This is a genomic window from Thiorhodovibrio frisius, from assembly GCF_033954835.1.
GTDB lineage: Bacteria > Pseudomonadota > Gammaproteobacteria > Chromatiales > Chromatiaceae > Thiorhodovibrio > Thiorhodovibrio frisius.
The window spans coordinates 3,029,623-3,043,559 of record NZ_CP121471.1 but is presented as its reverse complement, the minus strand read 5'-3'; the positions used below and the strand labels follow the sequence as shown (position 1 = coordinate 3,043,559).

9 protein-coding genes and 1 pseudogene are annotated in these 13,937 nt (G+C 48.8%); 9 read left to right on the top strand and 1 reads right to left on the bottom strand.

Annotation, left to right across the window (positions count from 1 at the left end; genetic code table 11):
• Positions 1-727 precede the first annotated feature (727 nt).
• Positions 728-3,514 (top strand): ion transporter, encoded by a 2,787-nt coding sequence (locus tag Thiofri_RS13985; protein ID WP_009147122.1) that lies wholly within the window; start codon positions 728-730, stop codon positions 3,512-3,514.
• Between the two features lie 90 nt (positions 3,515-3,604).
• On the opposite strand, the pseudogene Thiofri_RS13980 reads toward Thiofri_RS13985, so the two are convergent.
• A pseudogene (locus Thiofri_RS13980) lies at positions 3,605-3,874 on the bottom strand (GspE/PulE/PilB domain-containing protein); the annotation flags it as partial.
• Positions 3,875-5,626: 1,752 nt separating this feature from the next.
• On the opposite strand from Thiofri_RS13980, the gene Thiofri_RS13975 reads away from it, so the two are divergent.
• From Thiofri_RS13975 to Thiofri_RS13940, 8 genes are all read left to right on the top strand, one after another.
• Positions 5,627-6,646 (top strand): TerC/Alx family metal homeostasis membrane protein, encoded by a 1,020-nt coding sequence (locus Thiofri_RS13975; RefSeq protein WP_009147123.1) that lies wholly within the window; start codon positions 5,627-5,629, stop codon positions 6,644-6,646.
• 45 nt (positions 6,647-6,691) lie between these two features.
• Positions 6,692-7,270 carry a TerD family protein gene (locus Thiofri_RS13970; RefSeq protein WP_009147124.1) on the top strand — a complete coding sequence of 193 codons (579 nt, stop codon included), beginning with the start codon at positions 6,692-6,694 and terminating at the stop codon, positions 7,268-7,270.
• Between the two features lie 44 nt (positions 7,271-7,314).
• The gene (locus Thiofri_RS13965; RefSeq protein ID WP_009147125.1) at positions 7,315-7,953 is read left to right on the top strand and encodes a vWA domain-containing protein; all 639 of its coding nucleotides are present in this window, start codon (positions 7,315-7,317) and stop codon (positions 7,951-7,953) included.
• Positions 7,954-7,964: 11 nt separating this feature from the next.
• On the top strand, positions 7,965-8,609 hold the full coding sequence (locus tag Thiofri_RS13960; protein ID WP_009147126.1) for a TerD family protein: 645 nt from the start codon (positions 7,965-7,967) through the stop codon (positions 8,607-8,609).
• Positions 8,610-8,618: 9 nt separating this feature from the next.
• Positions 8,619-9,260, top strand: coding sequence for a vWA domain-containing protein (locus Thiofri_RS13955; RefSeq protein WP_009147127.1), 642 nt, complete (start codon positions 8,619-8,621; stop codon positions 9,258-9,260).
• A 105-nt stretch (positions 9,261-9,365) separates the two neighbouring features.
• Complete coding sequence (locus Thiofri_RS13950; RefSeq protein WP_009147128.1) at positions 9,366-10,418, top strand: TerY-C metal binding domain-containing protein; 1,053 nt, start codon at positions 9,366-9,368, stop codon at positions 10,416-10,418.
• Between the two features lie 3 nt (positions 10,419-10,421).
• Positions 10,422-12,182 carry a PP2C family serine/threonine-protein phosphatase gene (locus Thiofri_RS13945; protein WP_009147129.1) on the top strand — a complete coding sequence of 587 codons (1,761 nt, stop codon included), beginning with the start codon at positions 10,422-10,424 and terminating at the stop codon, positions 12,180-12,182.
• Between the two features lie 130 nt (positions 12,183-12,312).
• Positions 12,313-13,815, top strand: coding sequence for a helix-hairpin-helix domain-containing protein (locus Thiofri_RS13940; protein ID WP_009147130.1), 1,503 nt, complete (start codon positions 12,313-12,315; stop codon positions 13,813-13,815).
• The last annotated feature ends 122 nt before the right edge of the window (positions 13,816-13,937 follow it).

The following is a 13,937-nucleotide window of genomic DNA, read 5'->3' as shown; positions in this document are numbered from 1 at the left end:
GGTGTCGACGTTGATGACTATTCGCCGCAAAGTTCTGGGTTGACCGGTTAAGTACTTTACATTGAAGCATGCGCAAGATGTCATGGAGACCGCAGGGAAGGAAAGTATGGCGTTTACGGATTATCTTGGTTCATTTGGGATTTAACAGGAACTCCGAATATCCCGGAGTCTATATTAGCCGCAGACTTCATTAATGTCGTAAAGAAAGGAAAACACAATCAAAAAAAAGGCGGATATGCCGAGTTTTCACAATATCCTGACAGATCAAGTGATACTGATTGCAAAATTACTCAAGTTACATAATTGATCTTGCTAAGGATTAATCGTCTATTGCAGGTGCACTGGTAAGGCCGAATACGCTGTTCACTCTAAATATTGGACAGAATTTGCTGTTTGATGCAAGTTTGTCGAAATTCGTGTAAAAAAAATCTATACCTCTTTGACAATAAATATATTTGCGGCAGCACAATCCCCTAGTGCCGGTTTTCTAAAGTATTTTACTGACTCGTCTGTGCGGGGACCAAAAACTCGACAGCGCAAATTTCTCCATTTCATGGCGGCTAGACATTATGTGTGCGTACGCGCGTCGCTTTCTGATTGTTTATGAGCCCAGCTCAAGAACGCTGGAGCATATGGTGATTGCAGGAGATAAGTACTCACTGCTTGATTCTCCGCAAAACGACCACGTTTAACTATAGTCGAGGCTTCGATAAACAAGGCAAAAAACATGCTACTGAAGAGGAGTGTCAAGGATTACGATTTAATTTTTCAGCGAACTGCGACCAACGTAGTAACACATGACGCTTACAATATTTCGTTTTTGATAATTATTTACTTATATATTTGCCTTCTTGGTATCCCTTTTCATTTCCCCGATTTTGCGCTACTTTCCGAAACACTACATTACAGTAATATTCTTATAACTGCTCTCTTCGCAGGAGACTTTTTCCTGCGTTTAGTTTCTTCCAAAGAGCGTGCTAATTTCTTTAAGCACTGGCCGAACTGGCTTGATGCAACAATTATCATACTTAGTGTGATACCAGCGACTAGCTCAAACTATCTGATTGTTCTACGTGCTCTTCGTTTCACATTATTGGTTGCTCTTATCCAAAAAGTACGTAATCACTTTTTTATAGTCGCAAGAAGTCCACTCTTTAATCTTGTAACAAACGTCATAATTGTCATTTTTGCTCTGGCAGCTGGACTAGAGGCTAGTTTAAAATTAACGCCGCAAATGGATTATTATTTTCGCGCTATAAACTATTTTATTATCGTCTATTTTATTGCAGAAATATCTATCAGAATACTTAGTGAAAAAACATTTCAAAAATTTCTTTCAGATGGATGGAATTTCTTCGATTTTATAATTGTTGTTTTGACCGTTTTGCCATTTGAGCAAGCAATTGGAATAGCTACAGCCAGAATTATCCGGCTGTTCCGCGTGGTAAGGCTATTTTCAGGCATTTCTTCACTGCGCAATATCTTAACAGCACTAGGTGACTCCATTAAGCCGATTCTGAGCATCATTTTGTTGTTGATTATCATATTTTATGTTTACGCCGTCATTGGAGTTCATCTTTACGGAAGCTTTCCCGGAACCGAAAAATTGTGGCACGACGTACCGACGGCATTTTTGACTCTCTTTCGCGTCTTGACATTCGAGGACTGGACAGATGTCATGTACGCTACTCAGCAAATTCATCCACTGCACTGGATGTTTTTTGTCTCATTTATTGTGCTGACAGTATTTGTTTTTTTGAACCTCTTTACGTCCGTCATACTTGAAAATATGGCAAAGTCGAAGGAAAACTTTCTGAAGCAGGAGGTTCGCGATGAATTACGGGATCTAGACGGAGGCGGAAATCTATTCAACTTAAAGGAGCCGATTCTTCTTATCAATTTTGACGAAAAATTGCGCAGGATTATCGAAATTTTCGATTTACGTGAGAAGGCGAAGTTCAAAAGGGACGCATTGGTTCTTACTCGGAAAAAGACATCGGATATAGATTCTGATTTCGAAAATATATTGCGCAGCACAAGGAAATTGTCTTTGCAATTTAAGACAGCCGATATTTCCGAGCCGTTCCTTCGGCATCGTTATTTTGTATATAACGCTAATAAAATATTGATCTTTGTTGATTTGGAATTTTCTCAAGACGGTGGCGATTCCAAAATGGGAGACACCTATAATCTTCAAATATTTTCTGCTCTTTTCTCTGATAAAACATTTGTTTTGAAGCTGATCGAAGCATATCTCCTCGAGAAAAGAAAGATATGCCTTTTGGAGGTGTCAAACGAGAATAGCATTTCAATTTTTAGAGAAGTCATGGCGCTGTCCTTGAGCAAAATGATTGAGTCATTTGATGAGGTTTCAGATCCCGTATTCCAAAGTCCTTTTACACAACGTCTCTTTATCAAAGTCCGAGATGATTTCCGGGCAAAAAAACTCTCGCAAGCGCGAAAAAAGGCGCTTTCGCGTGAACCTTTTTTTTCTATCGTACATACTTCACAGTATGTGGGCCCAATCATTTCGGAGGCAATAAAGAACCCACAGATATTTTGGATTTACCGTGAACTGTTTTTTTCTCAGGATCATCAAATAACATATTTTCCTTTGCGGACCTTTTCAAACGACGACGCGCTGGTTGGTTTGGACTTTTTTGATGTTATCGATTCAATATGTTGGGGGTCAGTAATAGGTGTGTCCAGTAAAGATCATTACGATGGACATCTAAGGCCTGAGATTTTTCCAAAGCCCGGAATATCGATTGAGCAAGCAGACGTGCCGTTGATAGATCTCATCGTAATATCGGACCGCGCTAAATTGGAAAGTGCAATATCCCAACCTCAATTTAGAAAGGTTCGACACGAGGAATTAGTGGATTTTTATATGCAATCTCATCGGAGTTTTGACAAGGTTCTGCAAATCGGGCGGGAGCTGATTGATTGTGGGTCATTCTTAGATTGTGATATTACTGTAGCCGATAATCTCGATGCCCTGTTAGTCGAGGAGATCACGCAGTATGATCGTATTATTTTATCTTTGCCCGACAAAGATAGCTATCTGGTTACGATGAAGTTGTTGAGTTTAATTCACACGAATCTTGACTTGTCGAGCGCTGAAAAGAGAAGGATAAACGACAATATTCTCGTTGTATTTAAAGAGCGACAGTATGCAACGGCTTTAGAGCGAAGTCCTTTTAGGTTTCGAAATACAATTATTATTAATAACATCATGTCCCAGCTTATGGTGCATATCGCTGATGAGCCGGAGGTGAGGAAGCTCTATAACGATTTCCTTGTTAATCGTTGCCTTCGTTTTGCGTTCTTCCACCCAAAGAACGGGGAAGTGATTACCGAGGAAATATTCTTTCGGACTAAACGATATCTAGCGGAAAATTATAATGCACTTCCTGTAGCGCTTGTCGCACCGGATGACTCGATTCGTTTCGGGTATGAATGTCGAAAAGAAAGTGGTACTTTCAAGGCGCTCGTTGGTATAGTTCGGCAATAGTTCGCGTATGGCGTCGAACAGCTGCGGCTCTTGTTCGTCATAGAAAAACTCGCGGCGGAAGCGTTCAATATCGCGCGGATTGGCAACGACACGCTCAATACGGCGCTTCAGAACCTGCTGAAGCTCTGCCATCCAATCGGTCAGGTAAGGCTCGCAGGTGGCAAAAACGGCCTTCTCGGGAGTTAATGCGACCGGCAGGATCTGGTTCCAGGTCGCATAGGCGATGGTGGTCAACTCGCCGATCGTGGCCACATCGATCTTCAGCGGATCGATGCGCAGATAGGGCAGACCGCAACGCCCCGCCAGCCAGACCGTCAGTGCCTCAAGATCGAGCTGCCGGAGCGGCACCTGGGCGCTCATCGGATGTTGCTCGGCGATGCGCTCAAGCAGATGCAGGCCATCTTTCTTTGCGCCCGCGCAGCGACGCAACAGGTCTTTCGCAGTCTCTGCTGTAATCAGGCCATCGGCAAGCAAGTCCTCGACCACCTGATCAAGAGTCAGCTTGCGATCCCCGCCGGACATCGCCGAGTCTTGCAACTCAAGCTGCTGACGCGCATTGGCCGCAGGAGGAGCCTGGTAGCCAAGTAACCCCTCACCCGGTATCAGTAGAGCCTCGTGGCCATCGTCATTTGCCACAATTCAAACCTCATGAAGCATTGGTAAGCATGAATACATGACTGCCCGCAGTCAATCAAGCGACAGTAGCGAGCCGTCGGATCGCCGCAGTTCTGCATCGTCAAGCCGGGGGCGTTCTGATGCCTCAGCGGACGATGCTGCCTCCCCGGCAGCAGCGAGTCGCGTCTGTCGAACGAGACTGATCCAGGTCAGCCCTTCGGAAGCAGAGCGCTGGCAGCATCAAGAAAACCAAAGGTGCTGATGCTGCATTTTTCTTGATTGTCGTGCTTGATAGTGCCCTGGGTTCAATGTGAGCACATTATCAGAGTAATCTAAACACTCTCTGCCTATTACGAGAAATTGAAGAGCGCGAAATGAACAAAGATGCGTGCTCGAATCATATACAAATCCATATTCCGAGTACGTTTGTAGGAAAATTCCCTACAAGATTTAGCGCCATGAAGCCGAAATTGCGGGGCGGCCATGCACGGAAAAGAGAAAATATTACGGAGTGGATAATATCTCTTGACCGTTTCGCGGAAGGAGGCTAATCTCGAAGATTCCTCGAACGAGAAGTTATCCTAAAGCCTTCCAAGCAACAACAATTTAGCCTATTTGCACTCCGCTTGGCGACTAGCCAGTACTATTTGGTTGTGCTAGTGACGCTGACGTAAAGGTTTCCGAAATACCAGAAGTGAAATCTTGTCATTATGTAAAAGTGTCGGTGTCTGGTGGTAAAACAACTCTTGTAAATATGACAACAAGAGAGTCCCGAGAAATCAAACCTGATGATAGTTTCGATGTGTCAAACGCTCATGTTTCTTTGCGAACAAAAACTGTTCTTGCAAATTGAATATACCTGAAAAAAAGCAAAGTATATCAACTAACAATCGAAAAACCTTTAAATATTTAAAAAATGCGGAACTTCTGTATACTCAAAACAACTCTCCAAGTGGTGGGTTGATATTTTAAGATAGAGGAAATAGAAATGGCGAAAAGATGTCATCTTTCCGGTAAAATCCAACGTAAAAGCTTAAAGCTCCAGAACAATATTTGTCGGTACTTTCTGGTGTTGTTAGCCGTCTTGTTTAGTATAAATGCTAATGCTAGAGATTATGAGGTCCCACCAAGTAGTACGACTAGCGCAAATGTTCCCGTTATTTCTGATGCTGCCATGGAACAATGCGTAGAACTTTACAATGAAGCCAAATGGCTAAGTGAAAATATTAGTAGATCTTTTGTGGATCGAACTAGCCAAGCGTCAGTCGACGCATACAATCGGAATATTTCTCGTCACTCAGAAATGATTAATTATTTTAATGAGCATTGCGCTGGTAAACAATCAGCGTCGGCGTATAGGGCGGCACAAAGACTGAACGAGCAGTAAGTGTCGTGATTTAAAACTTGCTTAATAAGCTAAATATGCATGTTACGACAGTTTCGACGTCACTGTTTTTGCAGACAGCACCGCTTATCAAGAGTTAACCTGGGGTATACATGGAACATTTCGGTTTTCCTATCGAGGCATTAGTCATTTTCCTGATCGTTATTGGTGTCTCGCTTTATGCTGACCTTTTTTCCCATCGCTCAACGACTGTAATTAGCGTAACTGATGCGGCGAAGTGGTCCGTTTTTTGGATTTCCTTGGCGCTCTGCTTCTACCTTTACTTGTGGGGGCGATTTACGAAAGAATGGGCGGATCTGTTTCTTGCCGGATATTTTCTTGAGAAGAGTCTATCTGTTGATAACCTCATGGTATTCATGGCAATTTTCGCTTCCTTCAGCATTCGGTCAGGACTTCAACACCGGATTTTGTATTGGGGAATTCTCGGGGCGCTGGTTTTCCGCGCGATTTTCGTTTTGATCGGCACGAGTCTCTTTATGGCAAGCCCTTGGGTCGGGTTTATTTTTGCAGCACTGGTTGCCTGGAGTGCGGTAGAGATGCTCAAGGCTGGGGGAGGCGGTGAAGAAATTGAGGACTACTCGGATCATTGGAGCGTCAGGTTGACGGGAAAAATGATGCCTATCTATACGCGCCTGCACTTGAATCGGTTCTTTATCAAGCACAGAGAGCTATTGGATTCTCCAGATGGGGAAAGGTCGGTCACACGCAATGGTGCTCTTTATGCGACGCCAGCTTTTCTCTGTTTGGCCGCGATCGAGACATCTGATATTGCATTCTCGTTTGATTCTGTTCCTGCCGTCATCTCTGTCACCCAAGAGCCCCTTCTGGTTTATGCAGCGATGATTTTCGCGATACTCGGTTTACGTAGTCTTTATTTCGTTCTGGCAGCGTTGACTCGCTTTCTTGTTCACTTGGAAAAGGCGGTCATCGGGCTGCTTTTTTTTATCGCGGGGAAAATGGTTTTGCAGGCATGGAATCATGCTATTGGGGATACTGGTGTGCATATCTCTCCAGCTTTAAGCCTGGGCATTGTATTTGGCACTCTTACTCTTGGTGTTGTCGCCTCCATACTCTTCCCAGAGAAAGATAATCCTTCGCAGGATGGGGACTAGCTAACCTAGAAGACGTTTTTTGACCAGAAGAAAGAGGTGTGATCTATGGCAGTACTTCTGAAGAAAGGTGGTAGCCTTTCATTATCGAAGACTGAGCCCGGGCTTACTCGGATTCTTGTCGGGCTTGGCTGGCAGGAAAGAGCAACTAATGGAGAAGAGCTTGATCTTGACGCAAGTGCATTCCTTCTCGGGGGCAGCGGCAAGGTGCGTCGGGACGAGGACTTCGTCTTTTATCATCAACTCGTTTCGTTATGCGGCTCAGTAACGCACACTGGTGATGTCAAGGTTGGCACTGGCGAAGGCGATGATGAGGCGATTGAGATTGAACTCACAAAAGTGCCCGAAAAAATAGAGCGTATCGTCATTTGTGTAACAATTCATGATGCCGAAGTTCAACGGCAAAATTTTGGGCAGGTCTCCGATGCCTTCATTCGGATCGTCAATTTGGATACTGATGGGGAGATTGCACGGTTTGATTTGTCGGAAGATTACAGTACTGAGACGGCGATGATTTTTGGGGAGATTTATCGCCAAAATTCTGAGTGGAAATTTAAGGCCGTTGGACAGGGCTTTTCTGGGGGGCTGGAAGGGCTCTGCCATCAGTTTGGCGTCGATGTTGCATAATAATTGCGACCAGTGTAACTGGTAAATGCACGGGAGAGATAAAGATGCGAAGACTTCCTGTATATCTGCTACTCGATACCTCGGGTTCCATGAGTGGCGAGCCCATCGAAGCGGTCAAGAATGGCGTTCAAGTGTTGGTCTCAACCTTGCGCCAAGATCCCTATGCACTTGAGACCGCTTATCTGTCGGTGATCACCTTTGACAGCACCGCACATCAAGCGATTCCACTGACGGAGCTCAGCAACTTTCAGCCACCGCCCCTTAATGCAACCGGCACAACGGCTCTCGGTGAGGCGCTTGAGTTGCTGGCTGAGCGTATTGATGCAGAAGTTGCTCGCACCACTGCCGATGCGAAAGGTGACTGGAAGCCCTTGGTGTTTATTATGACCGATGGTTCTCCGACCGACGATTGGCGCAAAGGCCTCGACCGTTTCAAGCTGGCGAGAACTGGAGTGGTGGTGGCTTGTGCAGCTGGACATGGTGCCGACCAGACCATTCTCAAGCAGATCACCGAGGTGGTAGTCGCACTAGATACGGCTGACGCGAATACTATTCGGGCGTTTTTCAAGTGGGTCTCGGCGTCGATTTCAACCGGCAGCCAAAAAGTCGAGCAGGGCAATAAAGAAGTTTCTGGCCTTGACGACTTGCCGCCGCCACCGCCCGAAGTCAATCTGGTTATCTGAAGAGGTGCGCGATGGGCGTAAAGCTAAAAAAGGGCCAAGGCATTAGCCTTCGCAAGACGGAGCACGACTTATCCCAAGTCACTATCGGCCTTGGATGGGATATTAACGAAGAAAAGGGCAAAGGTCTGCTTGGTAATTTGTTCGGAAAAAAAGCCGAAGATTACGACCTTGATGTCGTTGCCTTTCTGTGTCAAAGCGATGGCAAGGTATTGGACTTGGGTCGAGATGCGAACGGTAAGGCGACGCTGCTCGACAGCGATGTCATATTCTTCAATAACATGCATCACGGCTCTGGGTGCGTCTGGCTTACGGGTGATAATCGCACTGGCGAGGGCGAGGGAGACGACGAGCAGATCATCGTTCGACTCAATGATCTTCCCAGCCAATTTACCAAGGTCGTTTTTGTGGTACAGATTTATAAGGGAATCGAGAATCAACAGAGCTTTGGCCAAGTCCGGAATGCATTTATCCGGGCCGAGGACGCCAAGGGACGAGAAATGGCGCGTTTCGATCTATCTGGCGGAGTCGAATATCAAAGCTGTCGCTCGATGCTGTTTGCCGAATTGGAGCGCGAAGCCGAAAACTGGAAGTTAACTGCGATTGGCACTCCTTCGGAATCCGATTCTTTCGTTGATTGGCTCAAAAAGTATGCCTGAGGTGTCTGTATGAGCGTGAGGAGGCTGCCAGTTTATATTTTGCTCGACACGTCAGGGTCGATGCGTGGCGAGCCTATCCATTCAGTCAATGTTGGGTTGCAGGCAATGCTGAGTGCGCTGCGCCAAGACCCTTATGCTTTGGAAAGTGTGCACATTTCAATCGTCACCTTCGACGTTGAGGCGCGAGAATACCTGCCGCTCACCCCCTTGGATGAGGTTCGCTTGGAAGAAATTTCGGTTCCCGGTTCTGGGGCTACCTTTCTCGGTGCCGCACTGGAGTTGTTGATTACCAAGGTTGATCGGGAAGTGCGCCGCAGCACAGACGATGCGAAAGGCGACTGGCGGCCACTTCTTTTTGTCATGACAGACGGCAGCCCATCGGATCTTCTTGCTTACCATGAGGCGATTTTAGCGATCAAGAAACGGAACTTTGGCACCATTGTTGCCTGTGCGGCGGGGCCTAAGGTCAAACTCGATCTCTTGCACGAGCTAACTGATCGGGTTGTCAAGCTCGACACGCTCGATTCGACCGCGTTTTCTAACTTTTTCAAATGGGTATCCGCGAGCGTTTCGGTCGGCTCGAGCAGCGCGGGGCTGGAGGAACAGGTGAATCTGCCACCACCACCAGCCGAGGTCCAATTGGTGCTTTAGTATTGCGTCGTTTCGGCGCCTATCCGCGAGAGCAAAGATTTACCGTTAAACCTGAGCCTTTCATTCTCTTAAGGGTGTCGGGGACTATAAGCGTGAGGGCAAATCATGCGTAGACTTCCAGTTTTCTTCCTGTTGGATTGTTCGGAATCCATGGCTGGAGATAACCTCCGCAAGATGGAGGAAGGGCTGCATGCTGTCGTGCAATCGTTGCGTTCGGACCCCCATGCGCTTGAGACAGTCCACGTCAGCGTCATTGCATTCGCGGGTTTCGCCAAGACGATTGTCCCCCTCATTGAGCTTTTCTCCTTTTATCCGCCAAAACTTCCCTTGGGTGGAGGCACCAGTCTCGGTGCCGCTCTCGATACCTTGATGTCCGAAATCGACCGATCAGTTGTTCGCAGTGGCCCGGAACGTAAGGGCGACTGGAGGCCGATTGTTTATCTCTTCACTGACGGTCATCCAACCGATGCCCCTGATGCCGCGATTCAGCGTTGGCGCCAAGAATATGACCGATCCGCCACTATCGTTGCGGTGGGGCTGGGACGGGATACGGACTTTTCGGTGCTTAAACGGCTGACGGATCAGGTGCTCCTATTTGAGGAGTCCCGACCCGGCGATTATAAAAAATTTGTCGACTGGATTAGCGGATCGGTTCTCTGGCGCAGCAAGAGCCTCGGCGAGCTTTCCGAACAACCGCTCAGCGAGGTGTTCGATGAGCGCATCATGCGTTTGGTGAAAGATCCCCCGCCTAGCGTTGTCGATCCTTCCTGTGTGACCTTAGTCGGACGCTGCCAGAATAATCACAAGCCTTACTTGCTCAAATATGAGCGCAAAAGCCAGAAGCTCGAGAGCAGCGAATTCGAATTGAAGCTTTTCATGTACCGGCTTACAGGGTGCTATCCGCTCGATGAAAGCTATTTTGACTGGTCTGATCCGCGTGCAACGGGAGAGATGGTCAACACATCCGAGCTGATTGGCTCGCCGAGTTGTCCGCACTGCGGCAATGCTACCGCCTTCGCTGTTTGTGGTTGTGGAAAACTCATGTGTCTGAACGGGCCGGGCGATGCTGTATGTCCATGGTGTGAAAAAACTGTTTCCTTCGAGCTTGGGGCGTCGGGCGAAGGGCATGGCGTTGACGTTGGCCGTGGGCGGGGCTAGCAAATGGCCGAGATTTCCAATAAGTCGACAGCGAAAAAACGCGAAAAACTCACCCCTTATGTCGAAGATCTTGTTTGGCGATTATTCGAGGACCGCGGACAGCCCATCTATGATCGCGGCAAGATATCTTCTGAAAAAATTGAGGCTTTTGTTTGTAATGATGAAGCCTTCAACGCGACTTGCCAATTTCAGCTTGCTATCGCGAAAGCCTGGGAGCAGCTATACCCAGATATTCCCCTCAAACGCATCGAGCGGAAAAACGATATGGAGCCACAAACCACACAGCCATTAGACTCTATTGACCCGGATTCAAAAAAAATCTCAGAATTTGTTTCAACGCCAAAAGACCAGGCACCAGAAAATTCTGTCATTAAGAGCGAACACAGGTTACCTCCCATCATGGAGGAGCCGGACGAATCAGATGCGGATAATGATACCTCTCACAAGCCACAAGATATCTCCAACAAGAAAAATCCTGAGCCAGAACGCCAACCTGATCCAAACGCAATCCAACCTGGCCAAGTTCCCTCCAGCGCAAGCCCGCCAACTAAGTCTCCCGCACTAAGAGCGACTTTTCATCTGCCTAATGCGCGAGTCGGTGTCGAGTATGTTGCCGTGATCGATGGTCGCGCTGCTGACGACCGACCGCTAGAAATTCTGGACGTCAAGGTGCCTGCTGATCTTGGGCTGAGCTTCCATCGCGAGCACGGCGAGTTGCGGGGCACCCCTCAAGTCGACGGCGATTACCGTCTTCCTCTCCGTTGGACTCCTGAAGGTGACAGCGCCAGCTATTCAGGCGAGTGTCTGTTGATCGTCAATCCAGACCCGAAAAGCTTGTGGAAGATTATTGAGCCACCTACTGACGCACCCTATCCGAAGCCCCATCTGGATGGTCGCCGAATTGCTGGAGACGGGGTTCAAGTTTTTGCAGCTAGCCGTCGCGGGCGCTCGCACGAGCACGCCGGGACCTTTCGTGACGACGATTTTTTCATCCATGCGGATACCGATGGTGGCTGGAGCACCCTGATTGTCGCCGATGGGGCCGGCAGCGCGAAATTCTCTAGAGAAGGGGCTCGGCTTGCAGTGAAAGCAGCCGGGGATGTCTTGACTCTCGCACTTGCAGGCGAAACCGGCGAGCGGCTCGCGACCGCCCTATCGGACTGGGATTCTGATCCCACCACGACAGCGCAATCCATGAATGCGGATCTGCATTACCTTTTCCACCAAGCAGGGACAGATGCCGTACAAGCGATCGAACAGGCAGCAAACGAGCAGAGCAGCAGTTTCAGGGACTATTCCACCACTTTGCTCGCGGCCGTTGCTAAGTCACATAATGGCGCGCTCTTCCTGTCCAGCTTTTGGATGGGCGATGGTGCCATCGCGGCCTACGGACCGCGCGGTAAGGTTCGTCTCATGGGTGCGCCTGATAGTGGTGAGTTCGCGGGGCAAACCCGCTTTCTCGACCGGACGGCACTCTCGGAGCAAGGATTCGCGAAACGCATCGGCATCGGACATTTCCGCGACCTAACGGCTGTCGTGCTGATGACAGACGGCGTTTCCGATCCCTATTTTGAGACCGATAAAGGTCTGATGGACGGGACTCGGTGGGATCGGCTGTGGGACGAGCTGGAGCCCTTGCTGCGTGAGCCCGCACCCGACCAGGCATTGGTTCAGTGGCTCGATTTCTTCTCTCAAGGCAATCACGATGACCGCACTATCGCACTCGTGCGGCCAGACGCGAACGCCCCGGGAGAGACCGCGTAGAGAGTTTCGGCGGGAACGGCCCAGCGCCGGTTTTCAGCAAAGGTGTGCTATCCGGTAATTGGATCTTTATGAATTGTATTTATCCGTCATTTCGGTGCCGTCGCATCATTCAAGTCAAGAGGACATGCTGATGGCAAGAGTCATCGCTTGCAAGAATTTGGACGGAGAGCAGGTTGAATTCGTCGACGAAGTGATCGGGTCCGGTGCCATGAAGGATGTATATTTCTCTCCGGATCGCTCCTATGTTGTTGCTTTTTATCGGACCCCGCAGGATTATCAGGCGCGCCAGCGTCTGGAAATGATCACAGGTAAATATCGCGAGAGCATTTTTAATCAGATCGGCGGTGACTACTGGCAAAATCTGTTTTGCTGGCCAACAGGGGTGCTCGAGCACGAAGGACGGCTTGGTTTGGTGGCACCGACCTATCCCGGGCATTTTTTCTTCGAGCATGGAGCAAAAAATGGCGACATGCTTAAGATCAAAGGAAAGGAGAAAGAGGGCAAGTGGTTTGCCGCTGCCAGTCTGCGTCAACGTTTCCTCGATCCGCGCGAGCTCGGCGACTGGCTAGGCCACCTCAAGGCTTGCCTACTGTTGGCGCGCGCGGTGCGACGCCTGCACATGGCTGGCCTGGCCCATTCCGACCTCTCCTACAAGAATGTCCTGGTCGATCCCTCGAGGGGGCTGGCCTGTGTCATTGACGTTGACGGTTTGGTTGTGCCCGGCAAGTACCCCCCCGATGTGGTAGGAACTCCGGATTTCATCGCACCAGAAGTAGTGATGACAAGCCATCTGCCGAAGGATGATCCAACACGACGGCTGCCACGGCGAGAGACTGACCTGCACGCGCTAGCGGTGCTCATTTACATGTACTTGCTATATCGGCACCCACTACGAGGCAGTCAGGTCCACGACACCACCGACGAACAACGAGACGAGATGCTATCAATGGGCGAGAAAGCCCTTTTCGTCGAACATCCTGGCGATGCGAGTAACCGAATACGGCTGGCAAGCGTCAAACCAAGCGAGTTGCCGTGGGCCAATATCGACGAGCGCCCCTTCAATTTAACTGGACCCTATCTCAGCCGGTTATTCGAGCAAGCGTTCATCAAGGGGTTGCATGATCCGGCTCAACGCCCATCCGCCAACGATTGGGAGACAGCACTGGTAAAGACCGTCGATCTGGTACAGCCTTGTCAGAACCCGGATTGCGACCAGAAATGGTACGTCTTTGACAATAGTTTCAAGCCCCAGTGTCCTTTTTGTGGCACCAACTATCATGGTCAGTTGCCGGTGCTAAATTTATACTCGTCGCGCAAGGAGGGCCAATTCAGACCAGATAATCATCGTCTGATGGTATGGACCGGACAGTCTCTTTTCCCTTGGCACGCGAACAGTCGGATAGCTCCCAACGAAAAGTTAACCGATGACCAAAAACGGCGAATCGGTTATTTCGTTCTCCATCATTCGCGCTGGTGGCTGGTCAACGAGGGACTTCCGGATCTATTGGATGTCGATAGCAAGACCCCCGTACCTATTGGCGGTAAGTTAGAGCTTAAGGACGGACAGCAAATTCTGCTTGAGAAAGCGCAGGGCGGACGTTTGGTCGTTGTCCAAATGGTGGATGCTCGGTGATGTGTATTTCCTAGTGCGAGTTTTGATTGCACCGAATTTGCTTTGATGGCGTCGCCTGTGTCATATAGCTCGCGCCAGCTGAAATCAAACGGGTCAGTGCGGCCTGGCAAGACCGCAAAGGC